Source organism: Rossellomorea sp. DA94, from assembly GCF_029834455.1.
Classification (GTDB): Bacteria; Bacillota; Bacilli; order Bacillales; family Bacillaceae_B; genus Rossellomorea; species Rossellomorea vietnamensis.
This window is the reverse complement of record NZ_CP122397.1, coordinates 1,152,960-1,175,566: the sequence shown is the minus strand read 5'-3', so window position 1 is coordinate 1,175,566 and position 22,607 is coordinate 1,152,960. Positions and strand designations below refer to the sequence as shown.

19 protein-coding genes are annotated in these 22,607 nt (G+C 45.5%); 6 read left to right on the top strand and 13 right to left on the bottom strand.

The genetic code is table 11. The annotated features are described in order from the left end of the window. Positions 1 to 98: 98 nt before the first annotated feature. The gene (locus P8596_RS06215) at positions 99 to 455 is read left to right on the top strand and encodes a DUF488 domain-containing protein (RefSeq protein WP_224520760.1); all 357 of its coding nucleotides are present in this window, start codon (positions 99 to 101) and stop codon (positions 453 to 455) included. Between the two features lie 66 nt (positions 456 to 521). Here the strand turns inward: P8596_RS06215 and P8596_RS06210 are convergent, their stop codons facing one another. The 4 genes from P8596_RS06210 to P8596_RS06195 all read right to left on the bottom strand — a co-directional run bounded on the left by P8596_RS06210 (position 522) and on the right by P8596_RS06195 (position 5,850). After that, the gene (locus tag P8596_RS06210) at positions 522 to 2,747 is read right to left on the bottom strand and encodes a bifunctional diguanylate cyclase/phosphodiesterase (protein ID WP_224520761.1); all 2,226 of its coding nucleotides are present in this window, start codon (positions 2,745 to 2,747) and stop codon (positions 522 to 524) included. A 135-nt stretch (positions 2,748 to 2,882) separates the two neighbouring features. Then, the gene (locus tag P8596_RS06205) at positions 2,883 to 4,583 is read right to left on the bottom strand and encodes a transglutaminase domain-containing protein (protein WP_224520762.1); all 1,701 of its coding nucleotides are present in this window, start codon (positions 4,581 to 4,583) and stop codon (positions 2,883 to 2,885) included. Between the two features lie 133 nt (positions 4,584 to 4,716). After that, positions 4,717 to 5,223, bottom strand: coding sequence for a GNAT family N-acetyltransferase (locus tag P8596_RS06200; RefSeq protein WP_224520763.1), 507 nt, complete (start codon positions 5,221 to 5,223; stop codon positions 4,717 to 4,719). 117 nt (positions 5,224 to 5,340) lie between these two features. After that, positions 5,341 to 5,850, bottom strand: a complete 510-nt coding sequence (locus P8596_RS06195; RefSeq protein ID WP_224520764.1) for a DUF3916 domain-containing protein — start codon at positions 5,848 to 5,850, stop codon at positions 5,341 to 5,343. Between the two features lie 149 nt (positions 5,851 to 5,999). Here P8596_RS06195 and P8596_RS06190 point away from each other — a divergent pair, with 149 nt between their 5' ends. The 3 genes from P8596_RS06190 (at position 6,000) to P8596_RS06180 (ending at position 9,198) form a co-directional block, all read left to right on the top strand. Further along, complete coding sequence (locus P8596_RS06190; protein ID WP_034762336.1) at positions 6,000 to 6,383, top strand: GntR family transcriptional regulator; 384 nt, start codon at positions 6,000 to 6,002, stop codon at positions 6,381 to 6,383. Positions 6,384 to 6,386: 3 nt separating this feature from the next. Then, the gene (locus P8596_RS06185) at positions 6,387 to 7,490 is read left to right on the top strand and encodes a DUF1648 domain-containing protein (RefSeq protein ID WP_279726348.1); all 1,104 of its coding nucleotides are present in this window, start codon (positions 6,387 to 6,389) and stop codon (positions 7,488 to 7,490) included. A 289-nt stretch (positions 7,491 to 7,779) separates the two neighbouring features. Next, positions 7,780 to 9,198 (top strand): alanine/glycine:cation symporter family protein, encoded by a 1,419-nt coding sequence (locus tag P8596_RS06180; protein ID WP_224520766.1) that lies wholly within the window; start codon positions 7,780 to 7,782, stop codon positions 9,196 to 9,198. A 25-nt stretch (positions 9,199 to 9,223) separates the two neighbouring features. Here the strand turns inward: P8596_RS06180 and P8596_RS06175 are convergent, their stop codons facing one another. The 6 genes from P8596_RS06175 to P8596_RS06150 all read right to left on the bottom strand — a co-directional run bounded on the left by P8596_RS06175 (position 9,224) and on the right by P8596_RS06150 (position 15,251). Further along, positions 9,224 to 9,754: a GNAT family N-acetyltransferase gene (locus P8596_RS06175; protein ID WP_279726346.1), complete on the bottom strand. Its 531-nt coding sequence runs from the start codon at positions 9,752 to 9,754 to the stop codon at positions 9,224 to 9,226. 99 nt (positions 9,755 to 9,853) lie between these two features. Next, positions 9,854 to 10,924, bottom strand: a complete 1,071-nt coding sequence (locus P8596_RS06170; RefSeq protein WP_279726345.1) for a PLL family lectin — start codon at positions 10,922 to 10,924, stop codon at positions 9,854 to 9,856. A 110-nt stretch (positions 10,925 to 11,034) separates the two neighbouring features. After that, positions 11,035 to 12,294, bottom strand: coding sequence for a GTPase HflX (gene hflX, locus P8596_RS06165; protein WP_224520769.1), 1,260 nt, complete (start codon positions 12,292 to 12,294; stop codon positions 11,035 to 11,037). A 590-nt stretch (positions 12,295 to 12,884) separates the two neighbouring features. Beyond that, complete coding sequence (locus P8596_RS06160; RefSeq protein WP_279726343.1) at positions 12,885 to 13,805, bottom strand: methyl-accepting chemotaxis protein; 921 nt, start codon at positions 13,803 to 13,805, stop codon at positions 12,885 to 12,887. Positions 13,806 to 14,144: 339 nt separating this feature from the next. Next, positions 14,145 to 14,969, bottom strand: coding sequence for an SDR family oxidoreductase (locus tag P8596_RS06155; protein WP_224520770.1), 825 nt, complete (start codon positions 14,967 to 14,969; stop codon positions 14,145 to 14,147). A gap of 147 nt (positions 14,970 to 15,116) precedes the next feature. Next, the gene (locus P8596_RS06150; RefSeq protein ID WP_256504009.1) at positions 15,117 to 15,251 is read right to left on the bottom strand and encodes a hypothetical protein; all 135 of its coding nucleotides are present in this window, start codon (positions 15,249 to 15,251) and stop codon (positions 15,117 to 15,119) included. Between the two features lie 251 nt (positions 15,252 to 15,502). On the opposite strand from P8596_RS06150, the gene P8596_RS06145 reads away from it, so the two are divergent. Beyond that, the gene (locus P8596_RS06145; RefSeq protein WP_279726341.1) at positions 15,503 to 16,072 is read left to right on the top strand and encodes a TetR/AcrR family transcriptional regulator; all 570 of its coding nucleotides are present in this window, start codon (positions 15,503 to 15,505) and stop codon (positions 16,070 to 16,072) included. Positions 16,073 to 16,153: 81 nt separating this feature from the next. Further along, entirely contained in the window at positions 16,154 to 19,321 is a 3,168-nt protein-coding gene (locus P8596_RS06140) for a bifunctional cytochrome P450/NADPH--P450 reductase (protein WP_279726340.1), read from the top strand. Between the two features lie 128 nt (positions 19,322 to 19,449). Here the strand turns inward: P8596_RS06140 and P8596_RS06135 are convergent, their stop codons facing one another. From P8596_RS06135 to P8596_RS06125, 3 genes are all read right to left on the bottom strand, one after another. After that, complete coding sequence (locus tag P8596_RS06135) at positions 19,450 to 20,280, bottom strand: carbohydrate ABC transporter permease (protein ID WP_224520773.1); 831 nt, start codon at positions 20,278 to 20,280, stop codon at positions 19,450 to 19,452. A gap of 15 nt (positions 20,281 to 20,295) precedes the next feature. Continuing rightward, positions 20,296 to 21,195, bottom strand: a complete 900-nt coding sequence (locus P8596_RS06130) for a carbohydrate ABC transporter permease (protein ID WP_279726339.1) — start codon at positions 21,193 to 21,195, stop codon at positions 20,296 to 20,298. A gap of 154 nt (positions 21,196 to 21,349) precedes the next feature. Continuing rightward, positions 21,350 to 22,603, bottom strand: coding sequence for an ABC transporter substrate-binding protein (locus P8596_RS06125; protein WP_279726338.1), 1,254 nt, complete (start codon positions 22,601 to 22,603; stop codon positions 21,350 to 21,352). Positions 22,604 to 22,607: the final 4 nt, after the last annotated feature.

Genomic DNA, 22,607 nt, shown 5'->3' with positions numbered 1-22,607 from the left:
GATGATGAGGCTATGTGCAGGGATGAGTATGACCAGATTTCTAAACGTTGCTTCCAGCCCCCTTCCCCTTTATCCTGAAAATAGAAGGAGGGTTTACGTTGTCTATCATTTTGAAACGAATCTATAAGGAACCTCCGCGATTAAGAGGTCACCGGATCCTGATCGACCGTGTCTGGCCCCGTGGAATATCGAAAGAAGAGGCAGACCTTGAAGAGTGGATGAAAGAGATTACACCCAGTCCCTCTTTAAGGAAGTGGTTTAACCACGACCCCGAAAAGTTCGAGAAGTTCAAACAAGCCTATAAAGACGAACTCCATCAAGATGAAGTAAAACAAAAAAAACTGCGGGAACTGAAAGAAATGGCAGAAAATGAACGCCTGGTCCTTCTCTACGGAGCGAAAGATGAGAAGCACAACCATGCCGTCGTGCTTAAAGAAGTTCTGGAGGATATGTAAGAGGGACGGACCTCCTATAAGCATACACCCCTTGGGTTCATTGCTTATGGGAGGTCCGTCCCTCACTTACGTCATATTAGCTTGAGTCGTTCTCGTCTCCAGGAAAGATAATCTCAACTCAGACGCAGGTAATGGCCTGCTGAAGTGATATCCTTGTCCTACCTGGCATCCATTCCTTTTCAGGAACAACATTTGATTTTCCGTTTCAATGCCTTCTGCGATGGTGGTGAAATTCATGTTTTGGCTCATATCGATGATGGCTTTGACAATGGATACCTGGTTGGAATCTTCCATAATATCATCTACAAACGATTTATCGATTTTAATACTATCGATTGGTAAGTGCCTTAAATTACTCAATGACGAGTAACCCGTCCCAAAGTCATCCATGGAGATCATGACGCCCACTTTTTTTAACAGATTGAGGACATTCGTCGATATTTCAAAGTCCTGCATAATGCTCTCTGTTATTTCCAGCTCAAGTCGGTCCGGCTTAAACTCATATTCTGCTAAAATTCCTTTTACCATTTCAACAAATCCGCCATCCTTCATCTGCCTGACGGAAATATTGACTGCAACAGGAATAATGCCCATCCCGGTCTCTTCCCACTCTTTGCTCTGTTTACACGCCTCTCTTATAACCCACTCCCCGATTGGAACGATCAACCCGGTCTCTTCTGCCAGGGGAATGAATTCAGCCGGGGAAACCATCCCCAATGTAGGATGATGCCAACGTATCAAGGCTTCCACTCCAATTATGTTACGGGTAGCAAGGTCCACCTTGGGCTGATAATGAAGGCACAATTGGTCGAATTCCAAAACTTTTCTTAATCCATTTTCAATCTCCATATTCCTTGAAGATGCTCTTTCAAGTTCCGGGTAATAGAATTGATAATTGTTCTTCCCTTGTTCCTTGGCTAAATACATGGCTGTGTCGGCATGTTTAATCAAACTCTCCTGATCTTTCCCATCCATTGGATACATACTGATTCCGATACTCGGGGTGACAAAGAATTCCTGTTCCTGAATGAAGATCGGCCTGATGAAACTTTGTAAAATTTCTTTCGTCGTTGCTGCAACCTCTCCTTCACTCATATTGGAGAGGATAATAATAAATTCATCTCCACCTTGTCTAAACACAATCCCCTTGTCGCTTACCACCTTTTTCAAGCGAAAGGCGACTTTCCCCAAGATAGCGTCTCCAGTAGTATGTCCTTTTGTATCATTAATGACTTTAAAGCGATCCAAATCTAAAAATAATATTGCCATCGGTTGATCAGGATGGTCACGCAATGATCCGCTTAAATGTTGTTTGAATTTATTCCGATTCGGAAGGCCTGTCAGTGAATCATAATAGGCCATCGCATGGATCGTCTTTTCCGCTTTCTTCCGATTGGTGATATCCCGGCCGATCAATTGAATAGCCATCCTTCCCCCATATAAAATGGGCATGGCGGAAATCTCCAACTCTATCTCATCACCGTTAAGGCGGTAAACGGTCAGTTCAAAACGTTCACCTGAAGTAGAACCATTGGTACCTTTCCTGATCATCCTGATATTCTCATCACTGGTAAATCGGGAAACATGTTGGTTTAGGATATCAGCCGGGCTCTCTGCACCGATCAGCCTGCTTCCCGCTTCATTGATATAATCAAAGGTTTGGTTACTGATCACTGCAATGATATCAGGTGACAAGTCGACTAAACTGCGATATTGATCTTCGCTCTCCTTGCGGTTGGTGATATCAAACAGCACACTGGTAAAAGAAGTCATTTCCCCGTGTTCATCCAAGGTCGGGATGCCCCGGTCCTGTATCCAGCGAACCTGTCCATCCGGCCTAATGATCCGGTAAATGCTCACACATGCCTGACCGGAACCAAGATTCTTCGCTCTCTCTTCCAATACCGGCATGTCTTCAGGATAAATCACTTTTTTCCACAGAAGTGTATCCTGATAGAAGTCATTTAATGGATATCCGTACAAATTTTCAATTCCAGGGGTGATCAAGAGAACATCTGATTTTAAATCATGGGACCAAATGGCCACATCCAGCGTATCAAAAATATTGTTTAAATTCTTATTGCTATTGGATAATTCCCTGGAAGCACTCCAATTGCCCCTAAAAAGGATGAACAATAGAGCAAGCATACAGAACACTAAACCTGTGTGAAGGAATAGTGACCCTTCCCATTTCGTTTGATCGTTTGTCTTCCATGAAAAATCGAGGATTTCCAAGAAGATCATGGTAATAAAAAGGATGAGGACTGTTTTCTTATTTTGTGTCAATAACATTCATTACGCTCCTGAATATAAGAATTTCTTCTTATCCAAGTGTACTATTTATGGCTTTCATTCACAATACAGCTAAAAATTTCCTGTCACAATCAAAAAGAACCAGCTCTCCTAAAGAGAGCCGGCTCAAACTTTCTAATACGATACACCCGTCCGTGTGTGCGTCTTCTTAAATTCACTCATATTCGGGTCGAAATAATCTTCATTGAATGCAGGGACGAACTTACCGTCCTTCAAGTAACCGGATCCCCATGTCGGATCCAGGGTCACCCATTCCCCGTCAAGATTCGCCTCCACCCACGCATGCCTTCCCGGGAAAATACCGCCAGCCCTGCCTTCCACGAATCTCGCCTCAATATCGCTGGCACGAAGCATGGCAATCGCGAGATACGCATAATCCTGGCACACGCCGGTTTTGGATCCCAGTGTTTTCAACGCACTGTCATCCCAGTTGAAATCATCATTTTCATACTTTTTAACATCATATGAAACATTCTTTGCGACATAATCATAGATGGCTTTTGCCTTGTCCCTGTCACTTGATTTTCCTGAAGTGACGGTTTCTGCCTGCTTCTTGATTTCAGGGGAATCAGACTGAACACCGCGTGAAGGCAGGAGATCCCGCTTGTCTTCACCTGTGGATTCCACTTCGAACTTCGCAAAGCCGAAAAACCTGAAGTAATCACTGTTCTCTTCCTTGATTTCAGGCACACTGAGGGTCACTTCATACGTTCCCGGTCCAAAGCGCAGGTAAAACGAATCATCAAAAGTGAAATCTTCAACAGGGATGACATCCAATGCTTCGTCCTCCCCTTTTTTGGTCGTGATATAAATATGCGACGTTTCCGGGCCGAATTCTGCTTTCGGATCGATGCTTCCCTTAACTCTGTATTGGCCATCCGACTCCTCTCCCCCAAATTGAGGAGATTCTAGGTCCACGCCCCGCTCACGATACGTATCCGCATACTCAATGGGGCTCATCACCCGGTCGGACTCGTTATCTATAAGAAGAGTGGTCGCCGTCTGGTAGTAATTTTCACGGTCTCCATCCGGAACCAGCACTTCAAGCTCGTGCACCCCTTTTCCGTAAAACAAGGGAACATCATAGTTAAATGACCCATCCTTCACGGGGATGACATGCTTCCAATGATCTGAATCCTTCTTTAGTCTGAGCATGATCGTATCATTATCCGAAAGACTGGCAGCCTCTCCTTTTAAAGAAAAGACTTGATTGCCTTTGACATAGCTGGAATTCGTACTTAATGACAGTTCCGCATCCTGACCAAATGGTGTCATTGTCACATCCCTCTTGATCTCAGGATTCACATTATGGACGGTAAAAGATGCCGTATCATAGTAGTAATTTTCACGGTCCTTGCTCGGGAGCTGTACAGAAACGCTATACTCACCTTCCCCGTTAAAAAAATGGATATCCTGTTTGAACTTGCCGTCTTCGATCATTGTGTAATATTCGAGCTGCCTTCCTCCTGGCCCTTCTTCATTCGCCCTGACCTTAATCCAGGCAAAGTCCGATTTCAGATCTTTATACTTTTCAATTTCCCCCTTCACGCTCACCTTTCCATTTGCAGCGAATTCTTTATATACCGGCTCATCGATTGTGACGCCGATCTCCTCGCTATAGGATGTGAGTTTCAGAGGCTCCTCTTCTCCTATTTCATCATTCATTTTCTTTACTTCTTTTTCATACGGATCTTCTTCCCTTTTATCGTCTTTCTTTCCCTCGCTGCTGGCATTCGAGTCACTGCATGCCGTCACAAACAGGAAACTGCTCAACAAACACAGAACTAAAATCAAAAACGAACGTTTCTCCCTCATGTCTTCCTCCTCTAAACTTCTTCGCTATCTACACATACGAACCAGAAAGCTATTAGTTTCTGATTCTATTTTACTATTCATTTGAGGGACGGACCCCTACTACTGATTTGTTTTAAGGCCCCATCTTCCATTTCTAAATGTGCTTATAATAAATGATGGTGGCCTCTAGTTCCCCGAATGGCGAGGTGGCGTAATCCGGTATGCGTCCTCCCTTTACGAACCCTAGGGAGGTGTACAAATGATTTGAAGGAGCTCCTTCTACTGTATCGAGAATGAGCAAGGTCCGTCCCTCTTCTTTCGCTCTTTTCTCTGCGGATTGCATGAGTTTTTTGGCGATGCCTTTTTGGCGGTACGCGGGGTGGACCATCATTTTGGCGATTTCGGCTCTGTGGGTACCGTTTTGTTTGGTGCAAAGATGAAGCTGCACAGTTCCTGCAATGACTTCATCCACCCAGGCTATATAAAGGATCACATGGGGACGCAGTGCATCACCCCAGAATTCCACTGCAGTAGAACGTTCCATTGGGGATAAAAACCCTATGGACGCCCCGTCGTCCACGACTGTCCTTAATAGGTGGGAAAGCTCAACTATATGCTCTTCTATGGTTGTCAGTTCTTTCATTTCCAGGTCTTTCTTCATCGTGGACACCTTCCCTTGCGAATCTATTATTATCTTTATTAGAGATTACAAATTTCATTTCAGCAACATACCTGTTAAATTTCATAACAAGCTGGAACCTTTAAACTACTATACTATTTATGTAAATTCCCCAAAAAACCAAAGTTCCCTCTCCCTATAGCCTATATCTTCGTCCAAGATCCTTTCTAAATAGGATACAGACTCTAGACTCCTTGGAATCTTAATCCCCCACCTTTTCAATAACTTCACATTCATTACCTGAGGTATCCATTTCTGATCCACGAAGTTCCGTTCAAAAAAAGCCTTGAAGGCATCTTCTTCATTAAATACGATGATGTGGGAGTTCCATAAATCTGAAGGATCAATCATGACAATGACCCTCGTATGCATTTCTTTCTCGGTTTTTAATTTGGACAAACGTCCAGCTCTATCAAGCAAGGTTTGTACGCACAAGCGTTTAATTTTAAAAGGGGTTTTGCCCGAAGAAATAAAATCCCTGCCAGCCGGCAAAGGTAAATGCCAGTATCCATGTATGAATTGAGTAGGAAAACATTTCGTTGCAACTACAATCCTCTTAACCATGGAATCCGTCCTTCTTTTCAACCCACGAATTTTTTTATTTCTCACCTGTTCTTCTCCTCCATCATTTCTATAATCAAGTATAACGAGTAATCATCCAACCCTCTAACTTTTTTTGGAATTTCTGCATTTTTGTTATACACTAACTAGAACAATTCTGTTATACTTAACATATAACAAAACTAGGAGGTGACGCTTTGTTTATCCAAATTGAACCTCAATCGGATACACCGATTTATGCACAGGTAACAAACGGGATCATGGAAGGGATTGTCAGGGGTGAATTGATTCCAGGAGATATCCTTCCTTCTGTACGGAGTCTTGCCGGTGATCTTGGTGTGAACATGCATACCGTGAATAAAAGCTATCATGAATTGGAAAGCAAAGGAGTGATCCGGATTGTTCCGAAGTCGGGTGCCGTCATTTGTTCACCTTCCGAGGGAACGATCCCTCCGCAAAGGTTGAATCAGATTTCAGAAGAATTACGGCCGATCTTAGTCGAATCACTGGTCGCCGGCATGAACGAAGAAGAAATTACAGAATTAGTCGCATCGATCATTTCAAACGTTAAGGGGGATTAAAAAATGGAAATGACTCTTATTTTCGTCACGATAGGCTTTCTGGCAGCACTTCAAATGGCGGTTCCTTTCATTGTGAAGCGAACGGTGGTGTTCGGTGTAACCATACCTGTTGATGAGATAAAGAATACACAACTTCGTCATTATAAAAAACTTTATGCCATCCTGACATTGTTGGTCTCATTCATCGTGTTGGCCACCTATTTCATCTGGTCATCAATAAACACCCTCACTGAAAATGTACTCATATTTGCTGGATTATTTATGCCCTTTGTCATCTTATTAATCTCGATGGCTCTTTATTTTTATTTTCATATGAAAGTGACGCAATTGAAAAAGCAAGAGCAGTGGTTCAAGGACCGAAAACAGGTTCGCGTTTCTGAATTGAACCTCAGAACAAAGGATGAAATGCTCCCATGGATCGTGTATGTCATCCCCATGGTCATCACAATCGGGTTAGTGGTGTTTACTTTATTAAATTACGCAAACCTCCCGGACCAGATTCCTACCCACTGGGGACCGGATGGTAAGCCCGATGCTTTCACCGGTAAAACGTATCTTTCTGCTCTGACACTTCCTCTCGTGCTACTGGTGATGAATGCCATGTTCCTCGGGATCAATGAACTCACAAGAAATTCCGGCATCAAGCTGAGCGCAGGGAATGTCAAGGCATCCCGCGTCCGTCAACTGCGTCTTCGAAAGTACACAAGCTGGCTACTGTTTTTCATTTCCGTCCTGGTGTCCATGCTGTTTACGTTCCTGCAGTTCACCACTCTCTACGAAAATAGCGTCAGTGACCTCCTGATCATCACGATGCCACTTGCCTTCTCTGCACTTGTCCTGATAGGGACTGTCATACTCGCCATTAAAGTGGGGAAAAAGGATTCAGACCTGGATGTGGAAATCATCGATGAAAGCTCAGGTGATGTGATCAACGCTGACGACGATCAATACTGGAAAGGCGGCCTCTTCTACTTCAATCCCGAAGACCCCTCCATCTTTGTCGAAAAACGCTTCGGAGTGGGCTGGACCCTGAACTTCGCAAGACCCTTGGGATACATCGTCCTGATCGGCCCACTCCTCGTCATACTGATCGTGACACTCCTATGATGTAGAGGGACATGACGTAGAGGGACGGACCTCAAAAATCAGGCCAAGACGTGACGCAAACGTCCTGCTGATTAGAGCTCCGTCCCTTTCTTTATGCGGTTTCCACGATTTGTATTCCTGCCGGACACTTCCATTATTCACCCGAAACCGAGGTCCGTCCCTACTAAAAAAGGCTCAATCTCTGGAAATTCGACAATTATTATGGACAGATTGTTCGGAATACTATATAAATAGTAGATGGAAACTCACAAAGAAAACGTTTACAACATGAGATGACAAGGAGGATTCTATGTTAGATGTGCTAGACAAGATTAATTCATTCTTATGGGGGACACCAAGTTTAGTGCTATTATTCGGGACAGGTCTTTTCCTGACCTTTATGCTGAAAGGCCTTCAGTTCCGCAAACTGATGTATGCTTTTAAACTGGCTTTTACGAAGGAAAAACCTTCTGCATCCTCTGATCAATCTGAAGGGGATATCAGTAACTTTAAAACGCTAATGACGGCTTTATCCGCAACGATCGGAAACGGGAACATTGCCGGAGTGGCAACGGCGCTCACCATTGGGGGACCCGGGGCGATCTTCTGGATGTGGATCGTCGGCCTCCTTGGGATGGCAACGAAATACGCAGAAGCCCTGCTTGCCATGAAATACCGTGTGAAAAATAAAAATGGGGAATACTCAGGCGGTCCTATGTATTACGTAGAAAAAGGCCTTGGCAGCAAGTGGAAGTGGCTGGCCGTCGCATTCGCGTTGTTCGGTGCTTTCGCCGCTCTCGGAATCGGGAACAGCGTACAGTCGAATACGATTGCTGACGTCATGGACACAAGCTTTCACATTAACAATCTGACAACGGGTATCATTCTCGCCGTCCTCACAGGATTAATCATCTTTGGAGGGATTCAGCGGATCAGTACCGTCGCTTCCTTCTTTGTTCCGGTCATGGCGTTCCTGTACATCGGAGGTTCCCTTCTGATTATCGCCTTAAATTATGACATGATCATTCCAGCGTTTAAAATGATCTTCTTCTACGCTTTCAATCCTGTGGCAGCTGCTGGTGGATTTACAGGGATCATTATTTCAGAAGCGATTCGCAGCGGGGTATCAAGAGGAATCTTCTCAAACGAAGCAGGTCTTGGTACGGCAGCACTGATTGCCGGTAATGCGAAAACGGATCATCCGGTCAAGCAGGCTCTTGTCGCCATGACAGGAACATTCATCGTCACGATTGTCGTGTGTACGATGACCGGTCTCGTTCTCTTGATCACAGGTTTCTGGGATCCGACAGGCGGAGCGATATCAGGTGTCGAGCACGCACCAAGCCTTGATGGAGGGGCATTGACGAGCGCCGCGTTTGGACATGCTCTTGGTGTAGTCGGAGAGTATATTGTATCCTTCTCCGTCATCTTCTTTGGATTCTCCACGATTGTCGGATGGTATATGTACGGAGAGAAATGCTTCGAATATATCACGAATTATCGATTTGCCAATTCCTACAGGCTTATTTACATTTTTGCCACCGGACTTGGTGCAGTCGCGAATCTAGACCTGGTTTGGGCCTTTGCCGACATGTCCAATGCCTTGATGATGATTCCGAATCTGATTGCCTTACTATTACTCTATAAAGTCATCGTTTCGGAGACAAATCATTATTTTAACGAATACATGCCGATGATGGAAGCTCAGCCTAAAAGAAAAGCCAGTTAAACTAAAAACCCTGTGTGAGACGCTATCACACAGGGTTTTTCATTAGGGGAACCTCATATTTACAGTGACGGCCATGGATATTGATGACTTCCTTTAACGGATACCGTTTTTGGTAATAGCGGTTCAGCCCCTCATTGTCTGCGATGCAATCGAAGCGGATGCTTTTTTTACCGGACGTTCTCATAGCATTTTCAGCCCAATCCAAAAGGCTTGTCCCAATCCCTTTTCCCGCAAAATCTCTGTGAACCGCCAATCTATGCAAGTATGCAACATCATCCCCTGCTTCCTCTCCCCAAATATCCATATCCCATTCATTCGGTGCCGATTCGAGTGTCAGGGTGGCGATCGCTTTCCCATCGTGTTCTAGGATATAGGTTGATTCATTTTCAATGGAAGCGATGACTTCTTCTTTGTTTCCTTCAAGATCAGACAAGTAATAATCCCACTGCTTTGTTCCTTTTGTAAGCAACCAGTCTGCTGCATTCACCAATAACTCCAACACTTCTTCAAAATCTTCCTTTTTCGCTAGTCTGATATCTAGAATCTCTTCTACCATGGTCAACCACACCTTTCCTTGTTTTACCAAATCATAACATAGTCTGGATTTCCAGACATAAAAAAACCATCCCTCTTCACACAGGGATGGTTCCATTCCTTATGCATACCACTTATGCCACATATGGTCATTTCTTCCTCTGGCAAAGGCGTCCACCCGGTTTGGTCCCCAGGAAACGACTCCCGGTGATGAACGTACGCCTCCACGCGGTGCACCAAGATCCTCCCAGTTGCTCCAACGGGAACCGTTCCACCATTTGTGCCACATAGTGTTGTTGTCTCCACGGACGAAGGTGTCGATTCGATTGGTTGCCCATGAAGATGCTGCCGGAGCCCCTTCGAATCCACGAGGCGGCGATCCGAGATCCTCCCAATTACTCCATCTAGAACCGTTCCACCACTTATGCCACATCCGATCATTGTTTCCACGTATAAAGCAATCGATCCGATTTGGTCCCCAGGATACTGCACCTGGTGAATCCCTCAGGCCGCCCCTTGGAGCGCCAAGGTTCTCCCATTGACTCCAGTTCCGTCCGTCCCACCATTTATGCCAAAGATTATTGTCGTATCCTTGGACGAACACATCGAGCCGATTGGCTGACCATGATGACACTGCCGGATCTCCCTTGAACCCACGCGGCGGTCCTCCAAGGTCTTCCCACTCACTCCAGCGAGAACCGTCCCACCATTTATGAAAGAGCGTATCCCGGTTCCCCCTTACAAAGGTGTCAATTCTGTTTCTGCCCCACGATACGGCAGCAGGCGAACTCTTCAACCCCCGCCTTGGAGCTCCGAGGTCCTCCCACTCACTCCAGCGGGAACCGTCCCACCATTTATGATACATTCTGTCGTTTTCACTTCTGACAAACGTATCCAGCCGGTTGGCCTGCCAGGATGCAACGGCAGGTGAACCCTTCATCCCACGCGGCGGTGCACCAAGATCCTCCCATTCCCTCCAATTGGCCCGGGAGTCAAATGGATCCGTGGTGTAGACAGGCTCTTGGATATATCCCTGATAAGGGTGATTCTGCGGATAGTAATCATACTGTGGAATGTATTGCGGATAAGTATGTGGTAAGAACATATCTTCATAATCGTTTCTCACTTCTGCTCCAAACGGGTAACACTCATACGCTGTTGGATAAACCGGATAGCGTCGTTGAAAAAACATACTGCATCCCTCCTAAAGCTTACTGTATGCAGAAGCCCAGATATTGGAGTATGTCCATCTCCCCTCAAAAAAAGAACCCTCACACCACAGGTGGTGAAGGTTCATATCTCTCAGATGATATATTCTTTAAATCTCTCAGCATCACTCGTCTTGCATTCCAGGGTCAGCTTCGTTCCATTTTCTTCATATTCCGTTTCTAACACAGTGGCATTCTCATTAAAATACGATATCAATTGCCCCTTATCAAACGGAATCAACATCTGACACCGTTTATAGTCTTTAAAAATATAGCTTTTTACGACTTGAAGGAGTTCATCGATCCCGATTCGATTTTTCGCGGAAAAATAGATGCGGTCCTTCTCTACTCTCGGCACTTCCTCATCAACCAATTCAGCCTTGTTGAATGCATAAATGATCGGAATGTCACCGGTCCCAAGTTCATCAAGGGTTTGGTCCGTCACCTTCATCAATTTCTCGTAATGAGGATCTGAATAATCTACCACATGAACGATGAGATCCGCTTCCACCACCTCTTCAAGGGTGGAACGGAATGCCTTGACCAGCTGATGGGGGAGTTTGTTTACGAACCCGACCGTATCTGTCAGAAGAAATTCCTTTTTGTCAGGTAAGGTGATGTTTCTGACCGATGTTTCCAGGGTCGCAAATAACATATCCTTCTCGAATACCTGTTTGTTCTCATTCGGATGGAAGGTTTCGACAAATGCATTCATGGTCGTCGATTTACCCGCATTCGTGTACCCGACCAGGGAGACGACGGGGATTTCACTCTTTTTCCGCTGTTTCCGCTGCGTGGTTCTCAGGTCGACCAGTGAATCCAGTTCTTTATTCAAGGCCGTTATTTTTTCTTCGATCCGGCGGCGGTCAAGCTCTAGCTTCGTTTCACCGGCTCCACGGTTGGCAAGTCCCGACCCGCCACCTTGACGGCCGAGTGATTCCCTGCGTCCAACCAGACGGGGAAGCATGTATTGCAGCTGTGCCACCTCGACTTGCAACTGAGCTTCACGGGTTTTCGCCCGTTCTGCAAAGATATCGAGAATCAGCATCGTTCTGTCCATCACCCGGACATCAAGCTTTTCTTCGAGGACCCGGATCTGAGAAGGAGCAAGTTCATCGTTTGTAATTAGAACATCCGCTTCCCACTCTTCTATGAGCGGCAGCAGTTCGTCAATCTTCCCTTTTCCGATATAATGCACATGATTCGGCCGGGGCAGGTTCTGAGTCAGTTCCCCCACGACATCGATTTGCCTGGCATCGGCCAATCCTTTCAACTCTAACATCGAATACTCAAAGTCATTGTTTTTATCCTTGGTATTAACGCCTATGGCGATCGCTTTTAATCTTTCTTCCATTACATAGTCACTTCCTGTTTGTTTATTTTGGTCATATGGTGCAGAAAAAAAGCACAGGCCTCCGCCTGTGCTTTTTGTAAATGGATTTGAATATACCAATGGCGCAAGAAGAAGACCGCATTTTCCCCCTGCATGTTTTTCAATAAAAAAACACACTATAGCGCCTCTCGGTACGTATTCAATTCTATTTTTAAGAGAGTACCATGCGCACTCCCTTCACCTTCATTTCACGTTAAATGAAGAATTCCTTTAAAAATAGTCAGACCAATCCCATTTACCCTGCACACAGGCAGAGCCTTTGAACTTATTCAATTAAGCGTTCAAATTGCGGATGCGTAGTCTGATCAAAATCAAAAGGAAAACCTCCATTTCTCATAAGTTACCCCCATTCTACCACACCCCGTGATGGATGGGAAGATATGGTTTGAGGGACGGACCTCCAAAACCATTAATTATGGATCCTCCAATGGATATTTTGAGGTCCGTCCCTCACCACGTTACCCCACTAAAGAAAAGAACCCCCAATCCTTCACCTTTTCCGATGAATTCACAACCGGATCGGGGGAAAATTGGAGGTCCGTCCCTCAAGCTTACAGGATATCTTTGAAGTCCCGCGCCTGTAGGTCGAGGCGTCGGGCTGCACGGCCGATTTCTTTGAAGGCCAGGACGGCGTGTTCGTTGAGGCCCTGGTTGTTTGAAATGCCTGATTGTGACCGGATTGTTCCTTCATTGATTTTTTTGATTTCGCCTGTGATTCCTTCCACATGGGCGTTCACTTCCTGAATGGAATCCTGGACCCTTGTGGCAAGCTTTCTCACTTCACCTGCTACCACATTGAATCCTCTTCCATGTTCTCCGGCACGTGCCGCTTCAATGGCGGCATTCAGTGCAAGAAGATTGGTTTGAGTCGCAATCTCCCTGATCGTCTTGACAATATTCCCGATCGAATGTGCCTGCAGAGTAAGAGACTCCAAGGTTTTCATATTTTCATTTGAGTCCTCGACCAGTTTCCCGGTGGCAATAGCCGCTTCTTCACTTCTTGTTATCCCCTGCTCAGCTTTTTCACTTAGCTCTTCAGACATCTTCTGTAATTCAGAAGCGACCTTTCCAATTGTTGTTTCCCGCTCTGTAATATCCGTCGCGATTTTTACAACACCTTCAAGTTTTCCTTCTTCACTATATACCGGTGTATATGTAGCCTCCAACCAAAGAAGTTTCCCGGTCTTCGTGACCCGCTGAATTTTCTCCTGAAAGCTTTTCCCATTCCTTAAATCCCGCCACAACTTCTTATAATCCAGACTGCCGGCAAACTCCGTTGTACAAAATGTCTGATGGTGCATCCCAATCATTTCTTCTATATCATATTCCATCGTCCTTGCAAAATTCCCATTCACCCAGAGCACATTTCCGTTCCCATCGAATTCTATCATAGCAAGCGATTCTTCAATGGCTGCAAGTATAGCAGACTCCTTAAATACTTGAGTACTATTTCTTGATTTGGTTTTCAGCACTTCGCAACACTTCCTCTTTCTCAAAAAAATTAGTAGAGACAAAACAAATATGTACCAAAGAGATAGTAGTCGTTTTATGGAGGCTCTCCGCTTGGCAATGTGCTGGCCGGTTGCGCCACTCGCTCCTATTCACAAACAGCGCCCATTTCACCAGTGAATGATCTTTGCTTCCAACTCATATATTTGTAAGACTATCCTACTAGTTAGACCTCCATTTAACAACTATTATCCTCTGAATTTTATAAATTTTCTTCCGTTATTCAAACAAAAAAAGACCCCCCCCCCACATACAACCTTTGATGCAAAGGCTGCCGTAAGATTGGAGGTCCGTCCCTCATATTATTCTGTACCCTTTTTCCACTCTTCTTCCTCGATCAACATTTTACCCGGCCAAGTGTAAGCCATGATGCCTCCGTCTGCTGTGATGTCTTCACCTGTCACGTAGGAGCTGTCGTCCGATGCGAGGAACAGGGCCACCGTCGCCATTTCTTCCGGTCTTCCCAAACGGCCCATCGGTGTGATCCACTTATTGGCCTCCCTGAATTCCTCACCCATCTTTTCCTGTTTGCTCCCGACGAGATCGTCAATCAGTGGGGTCTCGATTGTTCCGGGTGAGAGGGAATTCACTCGGATGCCATGTCTCGCATAATCAATTGCCATGGCTTTCGTAAAGTTGATGATTCCACCCTTTGCCGCATTGTAGCCAGACCGGTCCAGATCTGCCGCATGGCCGGACATGGACGCCGTATTGATAATGGATCCGCCATTTTCAAGCATAAGTGGGATTAGATACTTGCTGCATAAAAAAGTCCCTCGCAAATCGACTGCGATGATCCGATCAAATAGTTCCACAGGATATTCATGCACCTTACCACCCTGTTCATCGACCCCGGCGTTGTTAAAGAGGACATCGATCACACCAAATTTCTCCTTTATCTTTTCAGCAAGCGACGTGACACTTTCCTCACTGGAAACATCGAGATGGAATGCTTCTGCCTTTCCACCATCGCTTCTGATCCCATCGACTGTCTTATTCATTTCCTTTTCATTAATATCTGCACAAACCACCGTCGCACCTTCACGGGCGAACACTTTGGCAGTCGCTGCCCCGATCCCAGTGGCAGCTCCTGTAATCACCGCGACCTTATCTTCTAGCCTTCTCATAAAGTAATACCTCCTTGAAATATCTCATGGATAGTATTTTCCCCTTATGTGAAATAGTAAACATAGAGAGGGACGGACCTCCACAGGGCCTGTTTCATCTTCGAATGAAAGGCATTTGGAGGTCCGTCCCTATTAAAAGAACTTAGATTAACATCCCAAAGTACTGCAAACGGCGTTTTTCAACACAGATACCAGATTGCTGTTTGGAGCCAAGATCGATACCAACAACCAAGCAACAAGTAATAATACGGCAATCAGAAAGGTGACAAGTCCTAAAGACATCTAAAATCCCCCCTTTCTTTTTATAACTCTAGTAAGTGAGCTCTCTTACAAGGTTATTCTATGAAAAAATGATAGAGTTGGACCGGCAATTATAATAGAAAAGAAAAAAAGGGCCATACCCCCGTCTTAACAAAACCTTCACAAATAATGGGTATTTCGTGTGATTGAGAACACTTTCACATGGGTATACACTATACTGGAATGAACATTCATTCCGCATTACCGTTATGAAAGGCTGAGTTGGTATGTCAATGGCATTAAATAAGCGGGACAGCATTGTAGCGAGTTCACTGGCTCTATTTGCAGAACGGGGTTATGACGCCACGACGATTCCCATGATTGCATCGTCCGCAGGCGTGGGAGCAGGAACGATCTATCGCTATTTTGAAAATAAAGAAGTCCTTGGGAATACGATCTTTCAAGAATATGTGAAAATTTTTACTGAAACAGTGGAAAATGATTTCCCGTATGAGAAGTCGATACGGAATCAATTTCATCATATTTTCCAATCGATGATTCAATTTACAAAAGAACAGAGCCAGGCGCTCTACTTCATCAAGACACACAGCAGCGCCCACTTTCTCAACGAGGAAAGTCACACATGCTTCGAAGAACTGTTGAATCTATTTAAATGCTTCTTCGATTCTGGAAAAGAGAAGAAGATCATCAAGAATCTGCCTTCCACGGCTTTGATCGCCATCCTTTATGGTGCCTTTCTCGAACTTCAGCGACTTGTCCGGATCGGGGAATTGGAGCCTGATACCTCTATGCTTACTGATGTAGAGGAAAGTATGTGGGACGCTGTACGATTACATATGTGAGAAGCGATTCGTTTCTCATATCCCAAGCGGAATGAACGTTCATTCCGCAACAACCAAACTTTAATACGAGGTGAAGGAACCATGACACAACAATCTCAATACCCACAACCGAAAACGTATGGACCACTCGGGAATTTGCCCGTAATCGATAAAGAAAAGCCCCTTCAATCATTTATGAAGCTTTCCAGGGAGCTGGGACCCATCTATCAGTTCCAGTTTCCCGGCAGAATGAGCACCTTTGTTTCCAGTGCGTCCCTTGCAAAAGAAATATGCGACGAAACCCGTTTTGATAAAAAAGTCGGACCTGCCCTGCAAAAAGTGAGAGCCTTCGGTGGAGACGGACTTTTCACCAGTGAAACGACAGAGATGAATTGGAAGAAGGCGCATAATATCCTGTTGCCAAGTTTCAGCCAGCAGGCCATGAAAGGATACCACTCAAAGATGGTGGATCTCGCCACCCAGCTCATCCAAAAATGGGCACGTCTTAACCCTGCAGATGAAATCGACGTCCCCGAGGATATGACCCGTCTGACCCTGGATACCATCGGTCTCTGTGGTTTCAATTACCGTTTTAACAGCTTCTACCGGGAAACCTCCCATCCTTTTGTCGATAGTATGGTTAGGGCTCTGGATGAAGCGATGAATCAATCACAGCGCCTCGGTCTTCAAGATAAACTGATGATTAAATCGAAGAAACAGTTCAGGGAAGACATCGAGTACATGTTCTCCCTTGTCGACGACTTGATTGCCGAACGGAAGGAAAACGGGGATCAAGGGGAAGAAGATCTCCTCTCCTATATGTTGAAAGGAACAGATCCCGAAACAGGCGAGGCACTCAGTGACGAAAACATCCGCTTTCAAATCATTACCTTCTTGATTGCAGGTCATGAAACCACGAGTGGACTCCTCTCCTTCGCCCTTTACTACCTGATGAACAACCGGGAAAAATTGAAAAAGGCTCAGGAGGAAGTCGATCGCGTGGTGGGAGATTCTATTCCTGACTATAAGCAAGTGAAACAGTTGAAGTATGTCCGCATGGTCTTGAATGAAACGCTGAGACTGTGGCCAACCGCCCCTGCATTTTCTGTATATGCCAAAGAAGACACAACACTTGGCGGACAATATGATGTCAAAAAAGATGATGTGTTCACACTCGTCATCCCTGAATTACATCGGGATTCATCCGTATGGGGAGATGACGTGGAAGCCTTCATTCCTGAACGATTCGAGGACCCCTCTTCCATTCCCTATCACGCGTATAAACCGTTTGGAAATGGACAGCGAGCCTGCATCGGACAGCAGTTCGCCCTTCATGAAGCGACACTGGTGCTCGGTATGGTCTTGCAGCATTTTGACCTGATCGATCATCAAGACTATCAACTGGATGTCAAAGAGACGCTGACTCTCAAGCCTGATGGATTGACGATGCGGGTTTCCCCCCGTAAACCTGCCATGGCATTCTCAATCGCTTCCTCCGAAGAAGCAAAACCGGAAAAAGCGGCTGCATCTGTCCCGTTAGAATCATCCCACGGGACGCCTTTGCTCGTCCTCTATGGCTCAAACATGGGAACGGCGGAAGGAATTGCCCGGGATCTGGGGGAAACAGGCCGTCAACAAGGATTCCGGACAGAGATCGCTACATTGGATGAGTACAGTGATGGACTCCCAACAGAAGGAGCGGTCATCATGGTTTCTGCTTCCTACAACGGAAACCCTCCTGACAACGCAGGTCAATTCATTTCCATGCTGAAAGAAAGTCGGCCTGATGACTTTGAAGGGGTTCATTACGCAGTGTTCGGATGTGGTGACCATAACTGGGCGACTACGTATCAGAGGATCCCTAACTTCATAGATGAACAGCTTTTTGAAAAAGGCGGACACCGCATCGCAGAAATCGGGCACGGTGATGCAAGCGATGACTTTGAAGGGGATTATGAAAAATGGGCAGACTCCCTTTGGCCGAATCTGGCTGACGAATTGAACATCGAACTGCATCAGAACGATGGATCTAATAGCTCGATTACCATAAATTATGTCAGTGATGTGAGCGACACACCGCTGGCACGCACACACCATGCCTTTACCGCAGTGGTAAATGAGAATACAGAGTTACACCACGCAGAAAGCGGCAGGAGTACGAGACATATCAGCCTCACGCTGCCTGAAGGTGTTACCTATCAGGAAGGGGACCATATCGGGGTTCTTCCGCAAAATCCGTCGTCTCTTGTCGAGCGAGTGCTCAGTCGATTCAACCTGAACGGGCAGGATTTCGTTACATTAACGGGGGATTCCGGTAAAGCCGCGCACCTCCCTACAGAAAAGCCTGTAAAACTTTATGAGTTACTGGCCAATTATGTAGAGTTCCAAGAACCCGCTACCCGTTCTCAAATCAGGACCCTGGCCGCTCATACCGTCTGCCCTCCTCACGTTGTGGAACTCGAGGAACTACTGAAGGATGAGACGTATAAAGAGGTCGTATTACGGAAACGTATAACGATGCTCGACCTGGTGGAAAAGTACATGGCATGTGAAATACCGTTTGAAAGTTTCCTTGCACTTCTTCCATCATTGAAGGCACGCTACTATTCGATTTCAAGCTCACCTTTATACAAAAACGGAGAAGCAACCATCACCGTCAGCGTCGTCCGTGGAGAGGCCTGGAGCGGGCATGGTGTATACAAAGGAATCGCATCCAACTATCTTGCAGAGCGATCCCAAGGGGACAAAGTCGCCTGCTTTATCTCTACACCGCAATCGAACTTCCAGCTGCCAGAGGATGCGGAAACCCCGATTGTCATGATCGGATCAGGAACGGGAATCGCTCCATTCAGAGGATTCATCCAGGCACGGAGCATTCTGAAGGAACAAGGAAAATTACTCGGCGAAGCACATCTCTACTTTGGTTGCCGAAATCCTGAGCACGATTACCTGTACCAGAACGAATTGGAGAAGGCGGATCAAGAAGGAATCGTCACACTTCACACCGCATTCTCAAGATGCCCGGGTCAAGAAAAAGCATACGTCCAGCACCGACTTGCAGAAAATGCAGAGGAAATCCTGCCATTATTGAAAGAAGGCGGACGACTATACATCTGTGGGGACGGAAGCAAGATGGCTCCGGATGTTGAAAAGACATTAGTAGAAAGCTATATGCGTCTCTATCAAACATCGAAAGAAGAAGCCGATAAATGGCTGAGATCATTGGAAGAGGATGGTCGATACGCGAAGGATGTTTGGGCAGGGGCATGATGTAAGAGAAGCGAATCCTTATTGGGTTCGCTTTTTTTTTGGTGATAGATTTGGACATTTCTAACATACTTTGTGAGTGTTTGGCAAACTTAAAAAAGGGAGTTTCCCATTGGAAGCTCCCTCTCCTATCATTTCCCCCCTGTAAACGAAATCCCCTTAATAAAGTACCGATTAAAGAATGCATACAACAACAGAACAGGAAGTGTAAACACCATCGATGCTGCCATAATGTAATTCCAATAGCTGACATACTGGCCTTTGAAGGTGTTCAACCCTAACGGCAAGGTATACATTTCTGTATCGGTCATGACGATCAATGGAGTCATAAAGTTATTCCAAAAGCCCATAAAGACAAAGATTGCCTGAGCAGCCAGGGCCGGTTTTGCCAATGGCAATACCACTTTAAAGAAGATACCGAAGCGGCTGAGACCATCGATTTGGGCAGCCTCTTCCAGTTCCTTCGGGAAATTGATGAAGAATTGTCTCATCATGAAGATGAAGGTCGCATTGATCATGGCCGGTACAATCATCCCTTGATACGAGTTAAGCCATCCGATTTCCTTTAAAATTAAGTAGTTCGGGATCATGGTGACCTGTGCAGGGATCATCAGGACAGCCAGGATTATGATGAACAATGCCTTTTTCCCAGGAAAACTCAATCGTGCCAAGGCATACCCCGACATGGAATTAAAAATGATATTCAAACCGGTACCGACTACAGCAATGAACAGACTGTTGAACAGCCATCTTGGAAACAGCTCTTGTTTGATGAAGATTTGTTTATAATTATCTAAAGTGAAATTTCTTGGTATGAAATTCATGGTCCCGCTAATGATTTCTTCCAGCGTTTTAAATGAAGAAGACAGTGCCCATAGAAATGGGATCAGGGTCGTGATGGCATAGCCGATCAAAACGATGTACAGGAGACGTTTACTGAACGTCTTTTTCTTTGAATTCATGCTTTAGTCCCCCCATTAATAGAGTGATTCTTCTTTAGAGAATTTACGTTGTATCAAGGTGGCCACCAAGATGATGAGAGCCAGTGCAAAGGCGAGTGCCGCCGCATATCCCATGGAACCCAATGATTTAAACGCATATTGATAGATTAAGAGCACCACCGTCAACGTCGAGTTATTTGGTCCCCCGGATCCCCCTGAGAAGATATACGATTGATCAAACAACTGGAACGTGCCGATGACTCCCATGATTACGACGAAGGATGTAACCGGTCTGAGGAACGGAACCGTCACATAGAAGAACTTCTGAATGGCACTCGCTCCGTCCAGTTCAGCGGCTTCGTATAACGAGTCGGGAATATCCTGAAGGGCAGCGAGATAAATCACCATGAAAAACGGAGCCGTCGCCCAAATATTCATCAGCATGATGGCATTCAAGGCGATATCGGGATCCCCCAGAAAATTGTAGGTGGGCAAACCGACTTTATCTAACACGTTATTGATCAACCCTTCTTTGTTGTACATCCACATAAAGATCAGGGTCAATACGGCTGAAGACGTTAACGTCGGCAAAAAGTAGACGATCCGGAACAGCTTCTCACCCTTTAAACCTGCATTTAACGTGGCAGCTAATACCAAGGCGAGGAAGGTTTGTGTCGGGACTACGATCAGCACATATTTGGCTGTGTTTTTCAAGGCAATGATGGCCCGGTTGTCTTCCATGATCCTGGTAAAATTGTCGAAAGCCACAAAATCGAAACTCATATCACCAAGGAGTTGAACTTTATGAAAGGATAAAAAAATGGCATATAGAATCGGTCCAATGATAAACACCGCTAATACCAGCAGTGTCGGTGACATAAATAAGTATCCTTGTCCTGCATCTTTTAATCTCTTTTTGGAAGATGGTTTGTTCATTCTTATCCCTACTTTCTATCTGTCTCTTTAACCTGCACCTATTACCTGTATTCTTTCCGCCAAGGTCTACAAGACAAGACCTAAGAAGAAAGAATACAGTCAATGGTAAAGTTGTACCTGACACGATCATGAGTGCCAGGTACCTTTAGAAAGATTATTGAATTTCGCTATTCGCCTGTTCCTGTGCTTCTTTCAGAGCTTCATCCAATGGGCGGTCTCCGAGGAAGGCTGCGATGAACTGGTTGTTAAAGTTATTCATGATGATCGGCAGATTCTTTCCTTCTGCCCAAACTGTTGCATATGGTGCTCCTGCTACGAGGGCACCCCGTAATTCATCTTTGTCATACCCCAATTTTTCAGCAACTGACTTACGTGTCGGAAGGGCAAAACCTTTGGAAGTCCAAGTTTCCATTCCTTCTTTACCTGTCAGATAAGAAATCAATTCCCATGAAGCTTCCTTCTTTTCAGAGGCGGCATTCATCACATATCCCACCGTGTAAGCCATTGTTCCTTTTTTGCCATCAATGGTCGGTAACTCAGCCGTGCCATATTCTACATCCGGGAATGTATCGGCTAAAAATGGAATCGCCCAGTTTCCTTCGATGACCATGGCCGCTTTTTGTTGTCCGAACATTTCTCCACCCCAGTTCGCTCCCACTTCTGAAGCCTGTGCAGAGGTTTTATCTTTGTTATGCTGATCGATGATTGGCTGAAGGGCATTCACCACTTTATCAGAAGCAAAGTTCGCTTGATCATCCTTCACGACTTCCCCACCCGTTGCCTGTGCGATGTGGTAAAGACGGGCAAGTTCAGGTGCGACACCAAATCCATAGACGCCATCTTTCGTAAGTGCTTTTGAAACTTCACGAAGTTTTTCCCATGTTTTCGGAACTTCGACACCTGCCTCTTCAAACATCTTCTTATTATAAAAGAGTGCTAAAGTCGAGTAATCTTTCGGAAATCCATACGTTTTTCCATCGACTTGAAATGCTTCAAGCATCGGCTTTTCGAAATCTTTCACATCAAAGTCTTCCGTCACATAATCATCCAGTGGTTCCACGACCCCGGTATCAATCAGGGCAGGTGCTTCCAGGGCATCGAGATAAAAGACATCAGGTCCTTCGCCACCGATTAGTCTTGTTTTCAAGACATCCATGTACTGCTCAGAAATGACTTCGTGCTTCACATCGATATTTGGATGCTTCTCTTCAAAGTCAGCAAGGGTCTGCTTCAGGAGCTTTTGCTCTGAAGGATTCCCTCCCCAGCCGGCTAAGGTGATTTCGACCTTTTCACCATTTTCCCCGCCGTCGGAACTTGCTTTCTCATCCGAACCGCTGCAGCCCGCAAGCACTGATCCCACTAACATCGTCGTCATTCCTAAACTCGCCATCCACTTCATTTTCACCATTTCT